18 protein-coding genes are annotated in these 25,265 nt (G+C 30.9%); 11 read left to right on the top strand and 7 right to left on the bottom strand.

Annotated elements, in window-relative coordinates; genetic code table 11:
• The first annotated feature begins 3 nt into the window (after positions 1-3).
• A complete protein-coding gene (locus VK164_RS08600; RefSeq protein ID WP_324208950.1) occupies positions 4-2,016 on the top strand; it encodes a ComEC/Rec2 family competence protein in 2,013 nt (670 codons plus the stop codon).
• Position 2,017: 1 nt separating this feature from the next.
• Here VK164_RS08600 and VK164_RS08595 read toward each other — a convergent pair whose 3' ends face one another.
• The 5 genes from VK164_RS08595 to VK164_RS08575 all read right to left on the bottom strand — a co-directional run bounded on the left by VK164_RS08595 (position 2,018) and on the right by VK164_RS08575 (position 9,502).
• Complete coding sequence (locus VK164_RS08595; RefSeq protein ID WP_324208949.1) at positions 2,018-2,488, bottom strand: thioredoxin family protein; 471 nt, start codon at positions 2,486-2,488, stop codon at positions 2,018-2,020.
• A 50-nt stretch (positions 2,489-2,538) separates the two neighbouring features.
• Positions 2,539-4,053, bottom strand: coding sequence for a peptide MFS transporter (locus tag VK164_RS08590; protein ID WP_324208948.1), 1,515 nt, complete (start codon positions 4,051-4,053; stop codon positions 2,539-2,541).
• A 1-nt stretch (position 4,054) separates the two neighbouring features.
• Positions 4,055-5,713, bottom strand: a complete 1,659-nt coding sequence (locus VK164_RS08585; RefSeq protein ID WP_324208947.1) for a peptide MFS transporter — start codon at positions 5,711-5,713, stop codon at positions 4,055-4,057.
• Between the two features lie 82 nt (positions 5,714-5,795).
• Complete coding sequence (locus VK164_RS08580) at positions 5,796-7,304, bottom strand: peptide MFS transporter (RefSeq protein WP_324208946.1); 1,509 nt, start codon at positions 7,302-7,304, stop codon at positions 5,796-5,798.
• 26 nt (positions 7,305-7,330) lie between these two features.
• On the bottom strand, positions 7,331-9,502 hold the full coding sequence (locus VK164_RS08575; RefSeq protein WP_324208945.1) for a S9 family peptidase: 2,172 nt from the start codon (positions 9,500-9,502) through the stop codon (positions 7,331-7,333).
• Between the two features lie 655 nt (positions 9,503-10,157).
• Between VK164_RS08575 and VK164_RS08570 the strand changes: the two genes are divergently transcribed.
• The 4 genes from VK164_RS08570 (at position 10,158) to VK164_RS08555 (ending at position 17,220) form a co-directional block, all read left to right on the top strand.
• Entirely contained in the window at positions 10,158-13,985 is a 3,828-nt protein-coding gene (locus VK164_RS08570; protein ID WP_324208944.1) for a PAS domain S-box protein, read from the top strand.
• A gap of 43 nt (positions 13,986-14,028) precedes the next feature.
• The gene (locus tag VK164_RS08565; RefSeq protein WP_324208943.1) at positions 14,029-15,345 is read left to right on the top strand and encodes a hydroxymethylglutaryl-CoA reductase, degradative; all 1,317 of its coding nucleotides are present in this window, start codon (positions 14,029-14,031) and stop codon (positions 15,343-15,345) included.
• Positions 15,345-16,259 (top strand): GYDIA family GHMP kinase, encoded by a 915-nt coding sequence (locus VK164_RS08560; protein ID WP_324208942.1) that lies wholly within the window; start codon positions 15,345-15,347, stop codon positions 16,257-16,259. The genes VK164_RS08565 and VK164_RS08560 overlap by 1 nt, the downstream gene beginning before the upstream one ends.
• Positions 16,260-16,341: 82 nt before the next feature.
• Entirely contained in the window at positions 16,342-17,220 is an 879-nt protein-coding gene (locus VK164_RS08555; protein ID WP_324208941.1) for a cupin-like domain-containing protein, read from the top strand.
• Here the strand turns inward: VK164_RS08555 and VK164_RS08550 are convergent.
• Together VK164_RS08550 and VK164_RS08545 are read right to left on the bottom strand one after the other, a co-directional pair.
• Positions 17,204-17,719 (bottom strand): hypothetical protein, encoded by a 516-nt coding sequence (locus tag VK164_RS08550; RefSeq protein ID WP_324208940.1) that lies wholly within the window; start codon positions 17,717-17,719, stop codon positions 17,204-17,206. The genes VK164_RS08555 and VK164_RS08550 overlap by 17 nt on opposite strands.
• A gap of 64 nt (positions 17,720-17,783) precedes the next feature.
• Positions 17,784-19,697: a S9 family peptidase gene (locus tag VK164_RS08545; RefSeq protein ID WP_324208939.1), complete on the bottom strand. Its 1,914-nt coding sequence runs from the start codon at positions 19,695-19,697 to the stop codon at positions 17,784-17,786.
• Between the two features lie 82 nt (positions 19,698-19,779).
• On the opposite strand from VK164_RS08545, the gene VK164_RS08540 reads away from it, so the two are divergent.
• From VK164_RS08540 to VK164_RS08515, 6 genes are all read left to right on the top strand, one after another.
• Positions 19,780-21,012, top strand: coding sequence for a dicarboxylate/amino acid:cation symporter (locus tag VK164_RS08540; RefSeq protein ID WP_324208938.1), 1,233 nt, complete (start codon positions 19,780-19,782; stop codon positions 21,010-21,012).
• 1 nt (position 21,013) lies between these two features.
• Positions 21,014-21,691, top strand: coding sequence for a DedA family protein (locus tag VK164_RS08535; RefSeq protein ID WP_324208937.1), 678 nt, complete (start codon positions 21,014-21,016; stop codon positions 21,689-21,691).
• A 14-nt stretch (positions 21,692-21,705) separates the two neighbouring features.
• Positions 21,706-22,818 (top strand): FAD-dependent oxidoreductase, encoded by a 1,113-nt coding sequence (locus VK164_RS08530; protein ID WP_324208936.1) that lies wholly within the window; start codon positions 21,706-21,708, stop codon positions 22,816-22,818.
• 4 nt (positions 22,819-22,822) lie between these two features.
• Positions 22,823-23,554: a monofunctional biosynthetic peptidoglycan transglycosylase gene (gene mtgA / locus VK164_RS08525; protein ID WP_324208935.1), complete on the top strand. Its 732-nt coding sequence runs from the start codon at positions 22,823-22,825 to the stop codon at positions 23,552-23,554.
• Between the two features lie 10 nt (positions 23,555-23,564).
• The gene (locus VK164_RS08520; protein WP_324208934.1) at positions 23,565-24,383 is read left to right on the top strand and encodes an SDR family NAD(P)-dependent oxidoreductase; all 819 of its coding nucleotides are present in this window, start codon (positions 23,565-23,567) and stop codon (positions 24,381-24,383) included.
• Positions 24,384-24,448: 65 nt separating this feature from the next.
• A complete protein-coding gene (locus tag VK164_RS08515; RefSeq protein WP_324208998.1) occupies positions 24,449-25,252 on the top strand; it encodes a TIGR00266 family protein in 804 nt (267 codons plus the stop codon).
• The last annotated feature ends 13 nt before the right edge of the window (positions 25,253-25,265 follow it).

Below are 25,265 nucleotides of genomic sequence, written 5' to 3'. Positions count from 1 at the left end.
TTTTTGAAGCCACTTAAATTTCCCCTAATTACGATAACCAGCGCTTTTACGGTTGGAATTATTGCCCAATATTATTGGAAAATATCTTTTTATGCTTTACTGTTTAGTTGTTTGTCTGGGGCTATTATATTTGGAGTTTTGTATTGGAAAAGCAATAAACAAATCATTCAAAAAAGCGCTTTTGGAATAGTAACTTATTTACTTTCCTTTGTTTTAGGAATGATTACTTTCTTTGTTCATTCGGATAGCAACAAACAAAATCATTATTCCAAGCAAACTTTTGAAACAACTAATTCTATAAGAGGAATTGTTCAATCATCGTTAAAACCAAATATTAAATATAATAAATACTTTGTTACTATAAAAACTTTTAATCAAGTTGATGTTTCTGGTAAATTATTGATTTATGTTCCGAAAACAGCCAAGACAATATTGCACTCTGGCGATGAAATTTGGTTAACCGCTCCAGTTTATTCTATTCCGAAAGCATATAATCCATATCAATTTGATTATGCAAATTATTTAGAAAAACAAAATGTTTATCATCAGGTTTATGCAAATGAAAATTATTTGAAGGTAATCCAACAACATCATAATTTAGATTATTTTTTAGAAAATTTGCGTAATTCTTTAAGTCATAGTTTTGATATTCATCATTTTGATACTAAGACCAAAGCTATAATAGATGCTTTATTATTGGGACAAAGAGTTGAAATGGATACCCAAACAGTTGCTGATTATTCAAATGCTGGAGTAATTCATGTGTTAGCCATTTCTGGGTTACATATTTCAATTCTTTATTTTGTTTTGGTATTTCTTTTAAAGCCTTTAAAAAGATTGAAGTTTGGTAATGAAATGCAACTTGTTCTCATACTTTGTTTTCTTTGGCTTTTTGCTTTGTTAACAGGATTGCCCGCCTCGGTAACAAGAGCGGTTACTTTATTTAGTTTTATTAGTATTGGAAACTACTTTAATCAACCTAGAGCTATTTACAATGCTATGGCTATTTCGGCTTTTTTAATTTTACTATTTGTTCCAAATGCTATTTTCGATATTGGATTTCAGTTGAGTTATGCTGCTGTTTTGGCAATTATTTTATTTCAACCATTTTATAAGAAATTTCATTTTACAAAAAACAAAATTGGAATTTATTTTATAGATACTATTTTGGTTTCTATTGCGGCTCAAATTGGAGTTTTACCATTGAGTTTATATTATTTTAATCAATTGCCAATGCTATTTTTATTGGCAAATTTGGTCATCATTCCACTTTCTAGTTTTGTATTAATTTATGGAATTTTGATTTTAGTACTTAATTTTATTTTCTCTGAAGCAGCTGTTTTTTTAGGAAAACTTTTGTCTTTTTTAATTCAATTGATGAATAATTATATTCATTGGATTGCACAATTCAAAAGTGGAATAATTACCAATATATCGTTTTCGGCTATTATGGTTTTAACGCTTTATGTTTTCATTATAAGCTGTTTGTTTTGGATTTACAAGAAAAAAAGAAAGCACATTGTATATGTTTTAGTTGCACTTTTTATTTTTCAAATCAGTTTTATTTTTAATAAAATTGCTGAGAATAGAGGCTCTGAGTTAATTGTTTTTAATGATAAGAGTAGTTTGATAGGGATAAAAAATAAAAATACCATCATCGCTTACACTGATGCTCCTGAAAATCACATTACAACATTGAATCATTATAGTAGAGGAACTTTTTCGGATTCACTACGCATTTTTCCTATGCAGAATGTGTTGTCGTTTGACGAAAAGAGAATTTTAATTATCGATAGTTTGGGAATTTATAAAACTTCTATCAAACCAGAAATTGTTATTTTAATGCAAAGCCCAAAAATTAATTTATCTCGCTTAATTAAAGATGTAAAACCAAAACTAATTATTGCTGATAAAACTAATTATAGAAACTTATTAAAATTGTGGAGTGTAACATGCAGAAAAGAAAAAATCCCTTTCCATGCCATAGCCGAAAAGGGATTTTATAGATTGAAATAAATTATTTCTTTTTGATAATTTGATTAGCGCCTTCAAGCCATTTTTCAGGTCCGCCTGCTACATAGCCTGTACTTCCTAAAGCTGTTAAATTTATTTTAGCATCAGCTGTTTTAGTTGCGTTTACAAACCACACTGTTGGATAGCCTTTAACTTGTAATTGTTGTTGAAGTTGGGCGTTTTGCATTTTTACTGCATCCGTTTGTTCGTTTTTTCTAGGAAAATCTAATTCTACTAAAACTACGCTTTCTTTTGCCCATTTAATAAATTCTGGAGTTTTGAAAACTTCTTTTTGCAAACGAATACACCATCCACACCAATCAGAACCTGTAAAAAACAAGAACATTGGTTTGTTTTCTTTGATTGAAATATCAGTTGCTTTAGACATATCTGTATGCCATGTTAACTCTTCTTGCGCTTGAATTGATAAGGAAGAAATAGCTAGTAATAAAGTGATAAATATTTTCTTAGTCATTTTTTTATTTTTTTTATATAGTTTTCAAAAACAATGCCGAAAAGTACAAATTATTTTACTTCTTGCATTAATTTTTTTATTAGAGGTGAAATTGCAATTAGAATTAGACCAGCTATTAAAGCGTATAGGCCAAGCTGTTTATATCCATCTGCATAGGTTATAAGAATTTCTGATTTTGAAGCACCTTCTTTTGCTTCAGACAAAAATGCGCCAATATATCCCGCAACATATTGACCATATGCTGAAGCTAAAAACCACATTCCCATCATCATCCCTTGAAGGTTTTTAGTAGATAGTTTGGTCATAATTGATAATCCAATTGGTGATAAACAAAGTTCTCCAAATGTGATTACTAAAAGTGCTAGTGTGAACACATTTAATGAGGTAATTCCAGAAACAGTTGCGAAAAATTTAGTTGCAAAAAGAACGTAATAACCTAATCCTAAGAAAATAAATCCTAATCCAAACTTAATAAGTGTATTTGGTTCAAACTTTCTTTTGCTTAGCCATATCCATAACAATCCTAATAATGGTGCTAGTAAAATAATGAAGAAAGCTCCACCAGAATTGTTAACTCCATTTGGATCTAAAGTCATGCCTAAAAGATTTTTATCTAAATTTTCTGCAGCAAAAATGCTTAACGAACCTCCACTTTGTTCATAAATTCCCCAGAAAATAATTGAAAATAAAATAAAGACTAATGCCGCCCACAATTTTTTTCTCTCTGACGGTGTCACTTTTGTCATTTCATAGAAAAGATAGAGTAGCGTTAAAGGTCCGATTGTCCACATAAAATAATCGGTATATTCAGTTTTTGAAACCATTATTTGTATAATAGGAACTAATAAAATTGTTCCCGCATAGACAGAATATTCTAACCACTTAGAAATTGGTTTTGATTTCACTTCTGCCAAAGGATGGCCAGGCTGTAAGCCAATTATTCCTAATGATTTCTGTGTAAAAATAAAGTTGATTAAGCTAATAATCATAACGATTGCAGCTAGACCAAAAGCAATATTCCATCTTTTATCTTCAGGGATTGAATTTGCTAACATTTCACCTTTCCCAATAGCAATACAAATATAGCCTCCTAGCAATGCACCAAGATTTATACCAGCGTAAAATAATGAAAAACCAGCATCAGTTCTAGAATCTCCAGCCTTGTATAACTTCCCAACCATTGTTGAAATATTTGGTTTAAAAAAACCTGTTCCAATAATAGTAAATGAAATTCCTAAAAAGAAATATTGATGAGGGTCTGTTGCTAAAATAGCACTTCCTACAATCATTAATATTCCGCCCCAAAAAAGTGATTTTCTAAAGCCTAGAATTTTATCTGCAAAAAGGCCACCAATAAAAGTGAATGCGTAGACGAATGCTTGTGTAGCTCCATATTGCAAATTAGCTTCTGTTTTGTGAAAACTAAGTTCCGAAATCATGAAAAAAACTAACATTCCTCTCATTCCATAGAAACAGAAACGTTCCCACATTTCGCTAAAAAATAAACTCCAAATTTGTTTTGGATATTTTCCTTTAAAGTCTTGTATTTGTTCTATTGTTTGCATCTTAGTGAATTCCTTTTTCTTGCATTACTTTGTTTAGTTGTTTCAATAAAATAAACATCAACATGGTCGCAAACATTAATAATCCGAAGTTAATCCAAAAGAAGTCTTGCTTGTTGTCATAGGTATCCCAAAGACTAGCTAAAACACCACTTAATTTATTTCCGATTGAAGTTGATAAAAACCAACCACCCATCATTAAAGAAGTAATATTCGTTGGACTCAATTTAGAAACTACTGACAATCCCATCGGGCTTAAGAATAATTCTCCAATAGTAATTACTCCGTAATTGGCTACTAACCACCAAACGCTTACTTTTTCAGAACCATTTGCTCCCATATTTACGGCCGCAATCATTACTAAAACGGATAAAGCTGAAATCAATAATCCGAATGCAATTTTGGTTGGTGTAGATGGCTCTTTCTTTCTACTTCTTAAAAATGTAAAGAATGCCACAACTAATGGTGTTAAAATAATTACCCAACCTGGATTGATCGACTGACTCAAATTGGTTGCCCAAAGCGAAACTTTTGAGCCTTCTTCAGGTAATTTATCTTTTGCTACGTTTCTAAAGTAAACTGGATAATCGACTGTTTTTTGAACTTCTCCATCTACTTTTTGAATACGGAAGCTAGAATCATATAATTCAACGGTGTCTTTTTTGTATTCTACTTCCTTGGCTAATTTCAGTCCGTTGAAAACGGCTTGTGTATTTCCAGTGATTTCTCTGTCTGTATAGCGGTCTGCCCAAGTTGTTAATGCCGAGCCATTTAATTTGAATACCGCCCAGAATAAAATTACTACGGCAAATATTGTTAATAATGCACCAATTGGTCTTTTATCTTCAGATTTTGCTTTAAAATACAAACTTCCGTAAAAGAAGATTACTGGAATACATGCAAAAATAAAAGCATCTGTACTATCAGAACCAAAAATGGCGCTATTTAAGTTTATATCAGATTGTACTCCTTTGATTAACCAGCCTATTATTCCAAATACAGCAGATGGTACTAAGATAAACATTACAATTTTCCAAAAAGGCATATCGCCAGGTTGTACTCCTTTTTTTTCGGTTTGATTTCCATAATGTTTGGTGCCTAATAAGAAAACAATTACTCCAATAAACATTCCTACTCCAGCTGCCATAAAAGCATATTGCCAGCCTAGTAAAATTTGTAAAGCCGCTCCAAAGAAATTACAAATAAAAGCACCAACATTGATTCCCATGTAGAATATATTGTAGCCTTCATCTTTCTTTTCTTTGTATTTGTCTTCAGAATAGAAGTTTCCTAATAGTGTTGAAATGTTTGGCTTAAAGAACCCATTTCCAACAATCACTAGAGTCATAGCAATGTAAAGCATTGTAATATCATGAATTCCCATCATAAAATAACCAGCTCCCATCATTAGACCACCTATTATGATGGATTTTTTATAACCCCAATATCTATCGGCAATCAATCCACCTATAAAAGGAGTTAAAAACACCAAAGCAATGAAAGTTCCATATAAATCGGAAGCTTCTTTTTCAGTCATGGCAAATCCGGCTTCAACATCTTTAAGATATAAGGTAAAAATACCAATCATTAAATAGTAACCGAAACGTTCCCACATTTCAGATAAAAACAAGTAAGGCAATGCTTTAGGATGACTTTTCCACATAATTTATTGTATTAAAAAAACAAACCTACAAGGATTTCTTGTAGGTTTGAAAGATATAAAAAATATTTTTAAATATTATTAACTATTCAGGTTGTCCTTCTATATGGTCGTTGTGCATTCTTTTTTCCAGCCAAGAGCTTAAAATAAAAAGAATAGCAGCAGCAGCACCAGACATAATGATAAACAACACAAAGAATTCATATAAATTAGTAATTTGGAATCCTAAAAATGAAGTTGCGCCACCTGTTCCATCTTCTCCACCTGGAATTAAAGCACTTAATGTTCCCGCAAATTTATTAGCCGCAGCATTTGCTAAGAACCAAGTTCCCATCATTAAAGATGATAAACGTAAAGGAGCTAATTTAGAAACCATTGATAATCCTATTGGTGACAAACACAATTCCCCAATAGTGTGGATTATATATAAACCAATTAACCACCACATTGAAACTTTTTCTCCTAATCCTAAACCTTTAACTGCAATAGCTATTACAACATATCCTAATGCTACCAAGCCGAGTCCTATTGCCATTTTTTTTGGAGATGATGGTTCCAATTTTCGTGCATATAAAAATCCCCAAACAATTGTCATTATTGGAGCTAAAGAAATTACAGCTAAAGGATTTACAGATTGAAAATAGGACGCAGGCATTTCCCATCCAAAAATGGTTCTTTCAGTTTGTCTATCAGCAAACAATGTTAGTGATGCTCCAGCTTGTTCAAAAGCACCCCAAAAGAAAATCACAAAGAAAGCTAAAAGAAAAATTACTGTTATTCTTTGTGTTTCAATTTTTGATAAACTTTTATCACTGAAAATTAATATTGGCATTGCTATCATTGCGCCATAAATAAAATAACTAATAATATCTACATCGCTTTTAAACATTTGCTTGAAGTTCAACATAAAGAAAATAATTCCTATTGAACCAATAATCATTGCAATACTTTTTGCATCCAATTTTTTAACAGGAAGTCCGATGTGTTTGCCTTCTTCAGAAATAAGATATTTTTTTTGACCAAAGATGAATGCTACTAACCCAATTAACATACCAATACCAGCAGCTAAAAATCCCCATTTAAAATCCATAGAACCACAAACTAACGGTGAAAAGAAGGCGCCTAAATTAATTCCCATATAGAAAATAGTGAAAGCACTATCAATTCTTCTGTCGTTTGCTGGATATAATTGTCCAACCATTGTAGAAATATTTGGTTTAAAGAAACCATTTCCAATAATGATTGCTGTCAGTCCCATCCACATTAACGAAACTCCTCCATTTGCTCCAACAGAAGCACTGAAAAACATAAAAAATTGCCCAATAGCCATCAAAAGACCACCAATAACAATACTTCTTCTGTTTCCTAAAAACTTGTCACATAAATAGCCTCCTAAAAGCGGTGTTAAGTATACTAAACCTGTATAACTTCCATAAATTTCAGAAGCATCAGCATCTTTCATTAATAGTACTTTAGTCATAAAAAGAATGAAGATAGCTCTCATTCCATAATAACTGAATCGCTCCCACATTTCTGTGAAGAATAAAAAGTACAATCCTTTAGGATGTCCAGTTTTTACAGCATTGTTTTCCATATAATTTGTTTTAGTTTATTGGTTTATTATAATTTTTCTTTAATAAAATTTGTCATTTTAGTATACAATTGTAAACGTGTTTTTCCGCCATAAATGCCGTGGTTTTTATCTGGATAAATGGCCCAATCAAATTGTTTGTTGGCTTGTACTAATGCTTCTACCATTTTCATTGTATTTTGAACATGAACGTTATCATCGGCTGTTCCATGAACTAACAAAAAGTTTCCTTTCAATTTGCTAACATGATTGATAGGTGAGTTATTGTCGTAACCACTAGCATTTTCTTGTGGTGTTTGCATGTAACGCTCTGTGTAAATACTATCATAATATCTCCATGAAGTTACTGGAGCTACTGCAATTGCCATTTTGAACACATCAGCCCCTTGGAACAAACAGTTTGACGACATAAATCCACCATAGCTCCAACCAAAAATCCCAATTCTTGAAGCGTCAACATAGTTGTATTTTCCGATTATTTTAGCCGCATCGATTTGATCTTCTACTTCGTATTTTCCTAATTCTTTTTGCGTGCATTTTTTGAAAGCAGCTCCTTTGAAACCTGTTCCTCTTCCGTCCACACAAGCTACAATGTAACCTTGCTGGGCTAACATCATAAACCAATAATCATCTGTACTATTCCAATCGTTATTAACTTGTTGTGATCCAGGGCCAGAATATTGATACATGAAAACAGGATACTTCTTAGTTGCATCAAAGTTTTTTGGTTTTATCATCCAAGCGTTTAATTGATGTCCTTTTTCTGTTGTTAAAACAAAAAACTCTTTTGGTGCTACATCATATTTGGCTAATTTTTGTTCAACTGCTTCATTAGAAATAATTGTTTTTACAAGCGCGCCAGTTTTTGAGTTGTTTAATGTGTGTGTTGGTGCAACTGTTGCGCTAGAATAAGCATTTATAAAAAATTGAAAATTAGGACTAAATGTTGCGTTATTAGTTCCAGTTTTAGAAGATAATCTTACTTTTGATTTTCCGTCAATCTTAATGGCATAAACATCTCTATTGATTGAACCATTTTCTACTGATTGGTAGTATATTATTCCTGATTTTTCATCAAAACCATAGTAATTTGTTACTTCCCAAGCTCCTTTGGTGATTTGCTTTTTTAATTTACCTGTCTTGTCATAGTGGTATATATGATTGAATCCGTCTTTTTCGGAGGTCCAAATAAAGCTGTTGTCTTTTAAGAAAGTTAAATTGTCAGTGATGTCAATATAAGCTTTGTCTTTTTCATTTAAAACAATTTTTGTGCTGCCAGTTGTTGCATCTACGAAGTGTAAGTCTAAGTTGTTTTGGTGACGATTCATTACTTGGACACTCAATGTATTTGTTTCATTTGTCCATTTTATTCTAGGAATATAAAAGTCATTATAATTCCCTAAATTGATTTTTTGTGTTGTATTTGTCTTTAAGTCATATATGTGTAGAGAAACAATAGCATTTTTTTCTCCTGCTTTCGGGTATTTAAAAGCACTTTGAGTAGGATATAAACCTTCATTGTATAAATCCATTGAAAATTCTGGAACTTCTGTTTCGTCAAATTTGATGTATGCAATTTTGCTTCCGGAAATATTCCAATCGTATGCCTTTACAAATGCAAACTCTTCTTCATATACCCAGTCAGTAATTCCATTAATGATTGCGTTTTTCTTGCCATCAAATGTTAGTGTAACTGTTGCATCTGAAATATAATCATAGACATATAAGTTGTTTTCAAAGCCGTATGCGATTTTAGTTCCATCTGCAGAAAAAGTTGGCTCTTGAATTTGTCTATTTGTGAATTTGCTGATTTTTCGTGTTGTAATATCATAAACAAAATAGTCAGCTGTGAAAGAATGACGAAAAATAGGATTTGAATTGGTTGCTATCAATATCTTTTTTTCGTTTTTGTCAAAAGAGTAACTGTCAATTGAAGTTATCTCGGAATGATTTTTAGTATCAAATAATGTGCTTACTTTTTCTAAAGTAGCAAAATCATACAAATCAATTTGAAAACTTTTTGAAGCTCGGTCAAAATTTAACACCGTATACTGGTTGGTGTTTTTCATTGCATTCAATTCGTCCATTCCTTTGGTACGGAAGGCGCCACCCCAAATTTCTTCTAATGTAATTTTTTGTTGGGCAGTAGCTGATAATGAGCATGCTACAATAAATAGTAGCGTAATAAGATATTTTTTCATGAGAATTATGTTCTAAAAAACACCAATTTTAGTGAAAATTTATCAAATAACCATATTTTTAACTTCATTTAATCAAGTTTTTGATTTTTTAAATTTTTTTTAATTATATTTATAAACGATATTTTAATAGTATTGAATGATATTACCCCTACAAAAAGATATTAGTTTATTATCAGGAAACTTTGGTGCTTCTTATTTTTATATTGTTTTTTATGTCGTTATTTTAATTATTTTTTTAACAGCATTATTACATCATCAATTACGAACTTCAAAAATTGATTTAACAACCTTTAAGAGTAAAATTACCAATCAATCTTCACAAGAATATCAGTTTTACTTTCTTTATTTGGCTTTAATTTTTCCAATAACTGAAATTTTTTATTCTTTTTTCGAAATACATATTGATATCAATTTTTATTCAGGTTATTCGATAGGGGCAATTTGTATTTTGCTGTTTGCTTTAACCTCTTTTAAAAAAATCACAAAATATTCGAGCGCCTTTTTTACTTATTGTTTTTTAATTCTTTGGGCAATTATAAGCTATAATTTTTTTATTAAATCTGTTCATTTTATTCTTTTTTCTAAATATATCCTTATTTTATTCTTTGCGCTTTTTGTTTTTAAAAGATTTACATATTATATCTATTTTGTTTTTGTGAATTTTCTTTTATTGTTAGCATTATTGTATCAAAAACCAACAGAAACTTTTGTAATTATTGTGCTTTTGAATTGTCTTTTTATAACATTAATAATTCATTTGTCTCAATTTATAAGAAATGTCAAGAACAATGAAAAATTACTTTTTACTCAAGATATAATTGATAATACAAATTCTATCATTATTGCAACAGATAACTTAGGAAAAGTATTGTATTGCAACGAATCAATAAGTAAAATACTAGGATATTCCCCCGAAGAAGTACTAGGAGATGCTTTTTGGGCATTGACTGAAGATGCAGATTTTGAAGCGGGAGATTATAATCTTAAATTTAAACCTAATGCAGTTTATTTTAGGAAATTAAAGTGTAAAAATGGCGATTATAAGTTTATTCAGTGGACCGATTTTAAACATACTAAAAACATTTATGTTGCAACAGGTCAAGATGTTACTTCAAAAATAAATTTAGAACGAAAATATGCAAATCTAATTCAAAACGCTAAAGATATTATTTATGAAAGTGATAAATATGGAACTATTACTTATGTAAATAAATTTACTCTAAAATTATCAGGGTATAAAATTGACGAAATCATTGGAAAAAATTACAGCTTTTTTATTCGTGCAGACTATAGAGAATCTGTTATGAATTATTACATTAATAATATTAATCAAGAAACAGATGAATATGATTTATTAGAATTTCCAATCTTAAAGAAAAACAAAGAAGAACTTTGGGTTTCTCAAAAAGTATCAGTGAAGAGAGACGAAAACAATGAAATTATTGGATATTCATGTATTATTAGAGATATTACTTTTTCAAAATCAATAGAAATTGAAGAACAAAAACGAATGGAAGAAATTTCGCGTTTAAATGCAGTTTCTAATCGTTTGTCTACGTTGAACTTTTTAAACTTTCCAGATCTAGAATCTATCATACAACATATTTGTAAAGAAACTGCCATTGGGTTAAACATTGACCGTGTTAGTATTTGGAAAAATCATTTAGATAGTATTGAACTTCATAATATTTATGTGTATAATGAAGATAAACATTATGCAGACTTAACATTATATAAAAAAGATTTTAAAAATTATTTTGAAGCAATTAAACAAGAACCAATAATTATTGCTTCTGATGTATTTTCTAATTCTGCCTTAAATGAGTTTTATGTCGATTATTTTCCAAAATTTAATATTAAGTCATTGTTAGATTTTCCAATATATATCGCAGGAGAATTAGAAGCTATTTTCTGTTTAGAAGCTACTAATGAAATAAGATATTGGTCAAATGAAGATATTAATTTCGCAAAAACAATTGCAGACATTGTTGCCTTAGCGATAGAAACAACTAAAAGAAAAACAGCTGAAAGACAAATTTTATATAAAAATGAAATTTTAACAGCAATTGCTACAGTAACAAGCAATTTGCTGATTCATAAAGACAAAAACAGCATTTTTGACAACTCAATAGAGCTAATCGGAAAAACGTTAAAAGTTGACAGGTTATATTATTTCGAAAATGATGAAAAAACCAATTTATTAAGTCAACGTTTTGAATGGGTTTCTGAAACTGATTTACAAGAAATTGATAATCCAGATCTTCAAGGTGTTCCGCATGAAGCTTTCCCGGATTTTATGGAGAATATTTTGAGTAAAAGAACATATAAAAGTCTCACTAAAGATATTCCCGAAGGGGATTTTAAAAACATATTAACTAGCCAAAAAATTATTTCAATATTAGTAATTCCGCTTTTTGATAACGATTTATTTTTAGGATTTATTGGGTTTGATGATTGTAAAAATGAAAGAATTTGGACAGAAGAAGAAATAAGCATTTTGCAAACATTAGCAAATAACATTTCATCTACTATTATTAGAATTAATAGCGAAAAAGCAATTGCTGAGAGTGAAGAAAAATTTAGATTATTAGCAAATAATATTCCTGCTTCAGTATTTTTAGTGAAATATGATAAAGCACGGACAAAAGTTTATTTGAACGACGAAATAGAAAAATTAACAGGTTATCACAGAGATGATTTTATGAATAATAGAATTTCATTGGTAGATTTATATCATCCCGATGAAATAGAAGCTGTAAGAGAAAAAATAGAATCTGCACTTCAAAATAAAAAGCCATATCAAGTCACTTGTCGACTTCGAAAAAAGGACGGAACTTTTGTCTGGATTGAAGAATATGGAGAAGGTGTTGTAATTAATAATCAATTGGCATTTATTGAAGGCGTATTAATTGATATTACAGAACGAAAAACTGCCGAAGAAGCAGTAGTTGCAAAAGAATTTGCCGAATCTTCTAATAAAGCAAAATCAGAATTTCTTGCCAATATGAGTCACGAAATTCGTACACCTCTTAACGGGATTATAGGTTTTAGTAAGTTGCTTTTAAATTCTGAATTATCTGAAATTCAAAAACAATATTTAACAACGGTAAATCAATCTGCTGAAACTTTGTTGGATGTTGTCAATGACATTTTAGATATTTCAAAAATTGAAGCAGGAAAGCTTATAATAAATGAAGAAAAATCTAGTTTGCACAATCTAATTAATCAATCAGTTGATATGATGAAATTTATGGCACATCAAAAAAACTTAGAATTAATTGTAAACATACATGAAAATGTACATTGTGCTGTTTGGGTAGATGAAATAAGATTAAAACAAATTCTTCAAAATCTATTAAGTAATGCTATAAAATTTACACCAAAAGGTCAAATAGAAATAGAAGTAACTGCAAAAGTGATTAATGAGAAAGAATCCAAATTTAAATTTGCAGTAAAAGATACTGGAATAGGAATAAAAAAAGAAAACAAAACAAAAATATTAGAAGCTTTTACACAAGAAGATAACTCAACAACTCGAAATTTTGGAGGTACTGGATTAGGATTAACAATTTCAAATAGCCTTTTAAAATTGATGAACAGTAAACTTGAAATTTCTAGTAAACCAAATGTTGGTTCAGTGTTTAGTTTCGAATTGATTTTAAAAGCTGAATTTTGTAATAATCATTTGGTTTTAGAAAATAATTACATCAAGAAAGCACTTTTAATTGAAGATAATCCATTGGTGGCTAGCATAATTCAAAAAATGTTGGGCGCTTATCAAATTAAAACAAAAAATATACTACTTGAAGATCTCGATGGCTTGTTATTTGCTGAAAAAAACAAACACCAACTTCTGCTTTTAGATTTAGAATACATTGGTAAAGAAAATGTACTGAGTTTGCTTAAAAAGCTAGAAAAAATAAAAAATATTATGGTCTTAGTGATGCAAAATTCAACATCGGATTTTCCAGATATTAATTATTATAAAAATGTTCAAAGCATAATTAAGCCTGTTAAATTTAGTGTTCTCCAAAACTATTTTAGTAAAATAACAGAAGAAAAACAATTGGTAAAAACAGCTGAAAACATTGATGTTAACCATTTGAACGATGTGAAGTTTTTAGTTGTTGATGATAATAAAATTAATATGCTATTAACCAAGACACTCATTTTAAACAAGCTGCCAAATTGTACTGTATTTGAAGCTTCAAATGGTTTAGAAGCGGTTGAAATTGCCAAAAAAGAACTTCCAGATATTATTTTTATGGATATACAAATGCCAATTATGAATGGATATGAAGCCACAACTGAAATTAAAAAATATAATCCAAACAGTATTATTATAGCTTTAACTGCAGGAATTATTACCGGAGAAAAAGAGAAATGTATTGATATTGGTATGAACGATTTTATAATAAAACCAATAGATAAAAATTTATTTGAAGAAACCACAATTAAATGGATAAACAGCATTCATAATTAATGCAATTAGTATCTTTGCTTTTCATTTGATTATTACAACTGCTATGACTCAAAACGTAAAAGGATTTTCAAAACTTTCTAAAGAAGAAAAAATAAATTGGATTACAAACAATTATTTTATCAATCCTTTAGAAGCAAAAGAAAGTCTTACAAAATATTGGAATTCTGACGAAAATCTGCAAAAATTACATGATGAATTCATCGAAAACACGTTAACCAATTTTTATTTACCCTATGGTGTAGCACCAAATTTTATTATTAACGGAAAAAGTTATACGATACCAATGGCTATTGAAGAAAGTTCGGTAGTTGCAGCAGCTTCAAAAGCGGCAAAATTTTGGGGTGAACGTGGTGGTTTTAAAACAACTATTATTAACACCGAAAAAATAGGTCAAGTACATTTCCTATTTAATGGAACTACCGAAAAGTTAACTACTTTTTTCAATCATATTAAAGCACAATTCTTTTCAGATACTGCCGAAATTACCAAAAATATGCAAAAACGAGGTGGCGGAATTTTAGATATTGAATTGCGCGATAAAACTCATGAAATTGCAAATTATTTTCAACTGCATGCAACTTTTAATACAAAAGATAGCATGGGTGCAAATTTTATCAACACTTGTTTAGAACAATTTGCAAAAACACTAGAAACACTAGCAAATGATTTTGATGGATTTTCATCTGAGGAGAAAAACATACAAATTATTATGAGTATTTTGAGTAATTATGTACCAAATTGTGTAGTTAGAGCCGAAGTTTCTTGTCCAGTTAGTCAACTTTCAGAATCGGCAACTATTGATTCAAATGAATTTGCCCAAAAATTTGCAACTGCAGTAAAAATAGCAGAAATAGAACCTTATCGAGCCGTAACACACAATAAAGGTATAATGAATGGAATTGACGCTGTAGTTTTAGCCACAGGAAATGATTTTAGAGCTGTAGAAGCTGGAATTCACGCCTATGCAAGTAAATCGGGACAATATGCAAGTTTATCGCATGTGAAAATTGAAAACGAAATTTTTACTTTTTGGATGGACGTTCCTTTAGCACTTGGAACCGTTGGCGGACTAACTTCTTTGCACCCATTAGTAAAATTCTCAATGGAATTATTACAAAAACCCTCGGCTGAAGAATTAATGCAAATTGTTGCTGCAGCAGGTTTGGCGCAAAATTTTGCTGCGTTACGATCACTAACCACAACTGGAATTCAACAAGGACACATGAAAATGCACTTGATGAACATTTTAAACCAACATCAAGCAACAAAAGAAGAAAAACAAAAAGTATTAGATTATTTCAAAGACACAACAGTTTCTCACAGTTTAGTAATCGATTATTTAGAAAAAATAAGAAGTTAATGCAAAATCAAACATTTTACAGCAACGGAAAACTACTGCTAACAGGTGAGTATGTAGTTTTAGACGGAGCCAAAGCATTAGCAGTTCCTACTCGTTTTGGACAAAATCTCATCGTAAAAAAAGGAAACAACCAATTAATAAAATGGATAAGTTTTGATGCAGATGAAACAATTTGGTTTCAAGATATAATTACTTTTGAGGAAATAAAAAACAAATCACTTAGTTATACTAATAATAAAGTAAAAAACACCTTAATTGAAATTTTGTATCAAGCTTTCATGCAACAACCTAATTTTTTAAATGCAGAAGGTTATGAAATTGAAACACATTTAACTTTTCCAAGAATTTGGGGTTTAGGCACTTCTTCAACGCTGATAAATAACATTGGTCAATGGTTGCAAATAGATGCTTTTGAATTATTGAGCAAAAGTTTTGGTGGAAGTGGTTATGATGTGGCTTGTGCAAAAAGCAATTTGCCAATTATTTATCAATTAGAGAACGAAGTTCCTCATTTTAAGGCCATACATTTTAATCCACAATTTAAAGAAAACATTCATTTTGTCTATTTGAATCAGAAGCAAAGTAGTAAATCAGCTATTTCAAATTATTTAACCCAACGCCATAAAACTGGGAAAATAATTTCAAAAATAAACACCATTACTTATCAAGCTATTGACTGCAAAGAAGGAAAAGAATTTGCTAAACTAATGGAGCAGCATGAAGTCATAATGAGTGATGTTTTAGAAACTAAAACGGTCCAAGAAAAATTATTTCCTGATTTTAAAGGAGTTGTTAAAAGTCTAGGGGCTTGGGGCGGTGATTTTGTAATGGTTTTGTCTAAAGAAAATCCAAAAGATTATTTTTTAGAAAAGGGATATTCAACTATTTTAAGCTATGAAGACATGGTATTGTGATGTGTATATAATTCTAAAGTTATCATAAAATTAGTGCTATTTTCATAAGTGTTTGATAATTTTGTTCTTTAAATATTAATTTATGGGTGGAATTCATTTAGCTGAAATTGAGCGTGTAAAAAATATTTCTAAAGTAGATTTTTACAATAATTATGTAAAAAAACAAATACCAGTTGTTATTGAAAATGCCACTGAAACTTGGCCAGCATTTTCAAAATGGAATTTAAATTACATAAAAGAAGTAGCTGGTGAAAAAACAGTTCCTTTGTATGACGACAGACCTGTTTCACATAATGACGGCTTCAACGAAGCACATGCCGAAATGAAAATGAGCGATTATATTGATTTGTTGCAATCAAAGCCCACAAATTATCGTATTTTTTTATATAATTTAATGAAAGAAGTACCGCAACTTCAAAATGATTTTGTTTGGCCTAAAATGGGATTGCGATTAGTCAAACAACTGCCCATGTTGTTTTTTGGTGGAGAAAATTCAAAAGTGTTTATGCATTTTGATATTGATTATTCTAATATTTTACACTTTCATTTCCATGGTACAAAGCAGTGTATTTTATTTGCACCTAATCAAACACCTTATTTGTATAAAGTTCCATATTCATTAATTTCAAGAGAAGATATTGATTTTGACAAACCTGATTTTGACAAATTTCCTGCTTTAAAGTATGCAAAAGGCTTAGTTTGTAATTTAAAACACGGTGAAATGCTGTACATGCCAGAAGGTTATTGGCACTATATGAAATATGTAACACCAGGATTTTCTATGAGTTTGAGAGCTTTTCCTAGAAAGCCTAAAAATTTAATAAAAGCAGTTTATAACGTTTTTTTTATGCGTCATTTTGATAATTTTATGAGAAAGCGAAAAGGACAAGCTTGGATAGATTATAAAAATAAAAAAGCGATAACGAATACAATGAAGTTAAAAATTAAGGAAGTGATTTGATTAACTCCTCGATTTCTTTTTTTTGTAATTCATATTTTAATCGCAATGGATTAGCTTCTTTTTCAGAACGATTGTAATATAGCATTGCTTTTTCAGCAAAAAATTTTTGATGATACACAGTAGCTATTGGGACTAATGGAAATTCTTTGTGAAACAACATTTCATAATAAGCCTGCCATTCGCGCTCGTTTTTATCTTGAAGTGCGATATCTTTCGATTTTTGTTTCACGTGTATCATCTCATGAGCTAGCAAATTAAGCATCAAAATTAATGGAAATTCAAAAGTGTTTTCAGGAATTCTAATAATTTGAGGATTACCAATTTCGCCTTCAGTTGTCATTAAGATAAAATCTGGTTTTGCGGCTTCTCTAAATTCAAAGCCTGCAAAATTTGAATGCTCAATTTGATAGATTTTTAATAACCACAATGCCGCTTCTTTCGTTAAGCCGTGCTTGTGAAAGGTTTTAATAGTGAGTTTTATGTCTTCAAATGGCATCATTTTAATGGTCAAAATCAAATACAAGAGCAATCTAAAATTTGAGCTTGCCCTTGTATTTATGCTTTTAAAGTGTTTCTTTCAACCAACCAAAAAATTCTTTTTGCCAAACCAACGCGTTTTGTGGTTTTAATACCCAATGGTTTTCATCTGGGAACAACAAGAATTTACTTTTAATTCCTTTTAATTGTGCAGCTTGAAAGGCTTCTTGTCCTTGTCCGATAGGCACACGGTAATCTTTTCCGCCTTGAATAATTAAAATCGGTTTATTCCAATTGTTGATTAATTTAATTGGGTTGAATTCGTTATATGTTTTTTGTGCTATAGTATTGTCTTTTTCCCAATAAGCGCCCCCTGAATCCCAATTAGTAAAGAAAACTTCTTCCGTAGTTCCATACATGCTTTCTGTATTAAAAATACCACAGTGCGAAATGAATGTTTTGAAACGATTTTTGTGAATTCCAGCCAATTGAAACACAGAATATCCACCATAACTTGCACCAACAGCACCTAAACGTGTTTTATCAACATAAGATTCCTTAGCTACATCATCAATAGCAGCTAAATAATCTTCCATAACTTGTCCGCCCCAATCGCCAGAAATTTGCTCATTCCATTTTACACCATGACCTGGCATTCCTCTTCTGTTTGGCGCAACAATAATGTAGCCTTGTGACGCCATCAATTGGAAATTCCAACGGAATGAATAATATTGCGTTAACGCACTTTGTGGTCCCCCTTGGCAGTACAAAAGGGTCGGATATTTTTTAGTTTTATCAAAATTTGGAGGTAAAATAACCCAAACCAACATTTTTTTGCCGTCTGTTGTAGTTACCCAGCGTTTTTCGGAAGTACATTTAGCAATTTTTGAATACGTTTCGTCATTTACGTGTGTAATTTGTTTCCAAGACTTTACTTTTAAATCATACGAAAATACTTCTGTAGCCATATTGTGTGTTGTTTTTGCTACTAAAACAGAAGTGCCTGAAAAACCAATTATTGTATTTACATCAAAATCACCATCTGTTAATTGGTTCACACGAACTGCGATTTTTGTTAACCCAGGAAAATTAACTTCAAACAATTGCTTGGTTCCTCCAACAGGCGCAATAAAATAAACTTTTTTGCCGTCTTTACTCCATGTAAAACTATCAACTGTTCCGTCCCAACCAGCAGTTAAATTAATATCCATTCCTTTGTGACGAACTATGACATCATTTTTATCGGCTTCAAAACCATCGCGTTTCATTTGTAACCATGATAAATCACCATTTGGAGAAAATGTTGGGTGTGTATCGTAACCTAAATTATTTATGGTAAGATTTTTTGTGGTTTTTGTTGCTAAATCGTATTCGTATAAATCTGTGTTGGTGCTGGTTGCATAAGCTGTTCCAGCTTTCTTTTTACAAACGTATATTATTTTTGATCCATCAGGTGACCAAATGTAATCTTCATCACCGCCAAACGGTTTTTGAGGAGCATCATAAGGTTCATTTGGCATAATATCAACTGGAGGTAATACTCTTTCTGTTTCCGAACCTATAGTGCTGTAAAAAACATGATTGTGTGTACCGTCATTCCAAGTATCCCAATGACGATAATCTAAACCAGTATACACTTGAGCTGTAGTTTTTGATAATTCAGGATAAATGTCTTTACCTAATAGTTTTTCAATTTTTACTTCTTGAGAAGACAATAAATGCTTTCCGTTTGGAGAAACATTCTTATCGACTAGCAATGATTTATAATCTTCTACAAAAGTTGCATTTCCACCTTGAATTGGAATGGTATAGTATTTTGAATTGATTTTGTTCTCTTCAATAGAAGGTGTTCCCACTTTGAAAACTAATAATTTTCCATCTTTTGAAATTCCCAAAGGAGTTACTCTTCCTAATTGCCATAAAATTTCTGGAGTTAGGTTTTGCTGTGCTAATGTACTCATAGTTATCATGCTGAAAATGAGAAAAATGTATTTTTTCATACTGATTAAATTTAAAACGATGCTAAATGTAGTACTTTTTTAAAAAAATATAAGTATTTTCACAAACTAAAAATAGAGTACCGTGAAGAACAATAAACTATTTATATTAATCATTGTTTCGCTAATCATTGGCGTTGCTTTAGGAGGAATTGTACATTATCAGTTTCCTGATGCGATTGAGTCTTTTTCAAAAAATATAAAATTACTCGGAACAATATTTATCCGATTAGTGCAAATGATTATTGCACCATTGGTTTTTTCTACATTAGTAGTTGGAATTGCAAAAATGGGCGATATGAAAATGGTTGGAAGAGTTGGTGGAAAAGCAATGGCTTGGTTTATTTCAGCTTCATTGATTTCATTACTTCTTGGAATGGTTTTAGTAAACTTTTTTGCACCAGGAAAAGGAACAACAATTAAATTAGATGATACTTCAAGCGCTTCTGAATTAGTTGAAAATTCAAAAGGATTTTCATTAGAAGAGTTTGTCAAACACGTAATTCCTAAAAGTTTATTTGAAGCATTGGCTACTAATGAAATTTTGCAAATTGTAATTTTTTCAATCTTGTTTGGGGTGGCTTTGGCAGCTTTTAGTAAGAAAGAAGCCAAACCAGTTTTAAAACTTTTAGATACAGTGTCACATGTAGTTTTAAAAATGGTAACTTATATAATGTGGACTGCTCCACTTGGGGTTTTAGGTGCTGTAGCAAGTGCAATTGCCAAACATGGATTTGAAGTTTTTACATTATATGCTAAGTATTTAGGTGCTTTTTTTGTAGGGATTTTAGCGCTTTGGATAATATTGCTTACTGTGGGTTATTTGATATTAGGAAAACGTTTGTTTGTATTGTTAGAACGTATTAAGAGTCCATTATTAATTGCTTTTTCCACCACGAGTAGTGAGGCAGTTTTTCCAAAAATGGTAGAAGAATTAGAGCGTTTTGGATGCCAACCAAAAATTGTTTCGTTTACTTTGCCATTAGGTTATTCTTTTAACCTTGATGGGAGCATGATGTATATGACTTTTGCAAGTATTTTTATAGCTCAAGTATATGGAATCGACATGTCTTTAGGTGAACAATTGACTATGTTGTTGGTGTTAATGTTGACGAGTAAAGGGGTTGCTGGAGTTCCAAGAGCTTCATTAATTGTAGTAGTAGCTACTTGTGCTATGTTTGGAATTCCACCTGAAGGAATTGCATTAATATTACCGATTGATCATTTTTGTGATATGGCACGTAGTATGACAAATGTGTTAGGAAATGCACTTTCAACAGCTGCTATTGATAAATGGGAAACTAAAATAGAAGAATAAAATGAACGATTTTCATTGGACCAAACTTTTTAATCCTGAATTCTATATTACAATGGAAGTTGGAGGAATTCCTATTGGAATTTATATGGTGTTGTTCATTGTTTTTGCCGAAACAGGCTTGTTTGCGGGTTTCTTTTTACCAGGTGATAGTTTGTTATTTCTTTCTGGAATTTACAGTAGAGAGTTAGTTGAAACTTTCTTCATGATTCCAAGCGATTTTTCTAATGTTACTATTTTGTCATTATTAATTGCAGCTGCGGCTACATTAGGAAATATTTTTGGTTATTGGTTTGGGGCTACAAGCGGACAATTTTTATATAATAAAGAGGATAGTTTTTTCTTTAAAAAGAAATATTTGTTTGAATCTCAAGCTTTCTTTGAAAAGCATGGAGGTGTTGCTATTATTTTTGCGCGTTTTTTACCTATTGTACGCACCTTTGTACCCATCATTGCTGGAATTGTACACATGCCGAAAAGTAAATTTATGTTCTACAATGTATTGAGTTCGTTGTTGTGGTCATTTTTATTGGTTTTTGCAGGACATTATCTATATGGTTTTTTTAATGATGAATTTGGTATAGATTTGAAAAAACATATTGAAACTATTATATTAATTTTAATTGCAGTAACTTCATTTCCTTTAATAATGAAAGCAATTAAAGCAAGAAGGAAAACCTAAAATTTTGAAGAATAATGCAACTTAGTTATTGGGAATTAAAAAATTGGTTTTCAAATGTTGATTTCACTATTATAGGTAGTGGAATTGTTGGTTTACATACTGCATTAGCGTTGCGCGAACGATTTCCTTCTGCTAAAATATTAATTCTTGAAAAAGGAATTTTACCACAAGGAGCCAGCACAAAAAATGCTGGATTTGCCTGTTTTGGGAGTCTGTCTGAAATTATTGATGATTTAAAAACGCATACGGAAGAAGAAGTTATTCAACTAGTTCAAAAACGATATGCTGGTTTGCAATTACTTCGAAGAAATTTAGGTGATGCAGTTTTGGATTTAAAACCTTATGGTGGCTATGAGTTGTTTCTAAAAGAAGACGAATCTTTTTATAATGAGTGTGTTCAAAAAATGCCATTTATAAATGATATCTTGAAACCACTTTTTAAAACCGATGTATTTTCAAAAGAAGTTGATCGTTTTAATTTTAATAATACATTCGAGTATTTAATTTTCAATCCTTTTGAGGCCCAAATTGATACTGGAAATATGATGCAAGCCTTGTTGAAAAAGGCTCATGATAATAATATTCTTATTTTAAATAGTCAATCCGTAACAAGTTTTCAAGAATTAAGCGATAATGTTGAGGTAGTCACCAATGGAATTTCTTTTAAAACTAAAAAATTGTTATATACAACAAATGGTTTTGCTGCACAATTGACCAATAATCAAGTAAAGCCTGCTCGAGCACAAGTTTTGATCACCAAACCCATTCCAAATTTAGATATAAAAGGGACTTTTCATTTAGATAAGGGCTTTTATTATTTCAGAAATATTAACGATAGAATCCTTTTTGGTGGAGGTAGAAATTTAGATTTTGAGGGTGAAACCACAACTTCTCATGATACAACCGAATTAATTCAAAATAAATTGGAAGAATTATTAAAAACAGTAATTTTGCCGAATATCAAATTTGAAGTAGAGCATCGTTGGAGTGGAACAATGGGAGTTGGAATGCATAAAAAACCTATAGTTGAACAACTTTCAAGTCACGTTTATTGTGGTGTAAGAATGGGTGGAATGGGTGTTGCCATAGGAGGTTTAGTAGGACAAGAATTAGCAGATTTAGTTTAAAAGTATGGTAAAAAAATCGACGCAAAATAAAACCGCAAAAAAACCAGTAAAAAGAACTGCTGGACAAAAAATACTTCGTTTCTTTTGGTTGACTTTTCTTTGGTTCAATATCATTAGTTTTTTATTGGTTTTATTGTTCAAATTTGTACCCGTTCCCTTTACTCCATTAATGGGAATTAGGGCAATGGAACACAAAAAAGAAGGTAAAGAAATGACATGTAGTCATGAATGGGTTCCAATAGAAGAAATTTCTTTAAATCTTCAAAAAGCTGTAATTGCTAGTGAAGATGGTCGTTTTTTAGAACATTGGGGTTTCGATTTTGAAGCGATGCAAAAAGCTTATAAAAGCAACCAAAAGGGGAAAAAAATAAAAGGAGGAAGCACTATTTCGCAACAAACAGCAAAAAATGTTTTTTTATGGCAAGGAAGGAGCTATGTTCGTAAAGCACTTGAAGCCTATTATACAGTTTTAATTGAATTGGTTTGGGGTAAAAAACGTATCATGGAAGTTTATCTCAATAGTATAGAAATGGGTGATGGGGTTTATGGTGCAGAAGCCGCTGCCAAGCATTGGTTTAGAAAAGATGCTGCAAATTTAACACGATATGAAGCCGCCGGAATTGCAGCCATTTTGCCAAATCCAAGAAAATACAAAGCATCAAATTCATCATCATATATCAACCGAAGAAAAGCAAAAATTTCACGCTATATTCCAATGATTAAACTGGATTATTAAAACGAGTCTATTGAAAAAAACAGTACTAATCACTGGAGCTGCTAGTGGAATTGGAAAGCATACGGCACTTTTTTTTGCAGAAAAAGGCTGGAATGTAATAGCAACAATGTTATCCGTACAAGAAACTATTGATTTTAATAATTATTCCAATATTAAATGCTATGAATTAGATGTGACAAGCTCAGAAAGTATTGAACTTGCTAGACTGAAAATAATGCAAGAAAATTCAAAAATTGATGTAATTATTAATAATGCTGGCGTAGGTTATAGAAGCTTTGTAGAACTTTCTGAAGATGAAAAAATTGACGCTATTGTTGCTATTAATTGGCTGGGCGTTGTAAAAGTTTGTAGAGCATTTATTCCGGTTTTCAGAGCGCAAAAAGGAGGTCTTTTTATCAATATTTCATCAATTGCTGGATTAGTAAATCTGCCATTAGGAAGTTTTTATCATTCTACAAAACAGGCAGTTGAAAGTTTTTCAGAATGTATGGCTTATGAATTATATGATTTGAATATAAAAGTTTGTACAGTTCAATTTGGGAATGCACCTACTTCTTTCCAAAAAAATGTTGCAAAATGCCCTTCAACTTCAGTAAAATCATATAATGATTTGATGAAAAAAGTAACTGATTTACTTCAAAAAAAATCAAATAAAAACACTAATCTTACCCCGTTGATTACTGAAAAATTATATGAAATAGCGGAAAATCCAAGTAAAAAATTCAGAAGATATACTATTGGTTTTGACGCAAATTTTATGAAATTTCTTAGAAGAGGATTAGGATACCGACTATTTAATAGCTTAATTAGAAAATACACGCTGAAATAATTTTAATTTTTTAGTAACTTTTGTTTTTTGTGAACGACATATTAGAAACTTTTAGAAAAGAAAATATGAAAGCTCACGAAATAGATTACCATATTTATGGTGAAGAGATGCAATATGTTGAAATTGAATTAGATCCACAAGAAGTAGTTGTTGCTGAAGCAGGAAGTTTCATGATGATGGAGAATGGTATCAAGATGGAAACTATTTTTGGTGATGGTAGTCAAGATCAACAATCAGGAATTTTTGGAAAACTTTTGTCTGCTGGAAAACGTGTTTTAACAGGTGAGAGTTTGTTTATGACTGCCTATCAAAACATTGATATGGGAAAAAGAAAAGTATCATTTGCTTCTCCATATCCTGGTAAAATTGTTCCAATCGATTTACAACAATTTGGAGGAAAGTTTATATGTCAAAAAGATTCTTTTTTATGTGCTGCCAAAGGTGTTGCCGTAGGAATTGAATTTTCTAAAAAATTAGGAACAGGTTTGTTTGGTGGGGAAGGTTTTATTATGCAAAAGATTGAAGGAGATGGAATGGCTTTTGTACATTCTGGTGGAACTTTAGCCAAAAAAGAATTGCAAGCAGGAGAATTATTACGTGTCGATACAGGTTGCTTAGTTGGTTTTACCAAAGACGTAGATTATGATATTGAATTTGTAGGAGGTATTAAAAATACAATCTTTGGTGGAGAAGGAATTTTCTTTGCTACATTACGTGGTCCAGGTGTTGTTTATATTCAATCTTTGCCATTTACTCGTTTAGCAGATAGAATCATAGCATCTGCTCCAAAAGCTGGTGGAAGTAGTAGAGAAGAAGGTAGTCTGTTAGGTGGTTTGGGTAGAATGTTAGATGGTGATAATCGATTTTAATATTTTATTTGTA

The sequence above is a fragment of the Flavobacterium sp. genome, from assembly GCF_035299005.1.
In the GTDB taxonomy this organism is placed as follows: Bacteria; Bacteroidota; Bacteroidia; order Flavobacteriales; family Flavobacteriaceae; genus Flavobacterium.
Note: the sequence above shows the minus strand (reverse complement) of the source record. Positions and strands in the feature narration are given on the sequence as shown.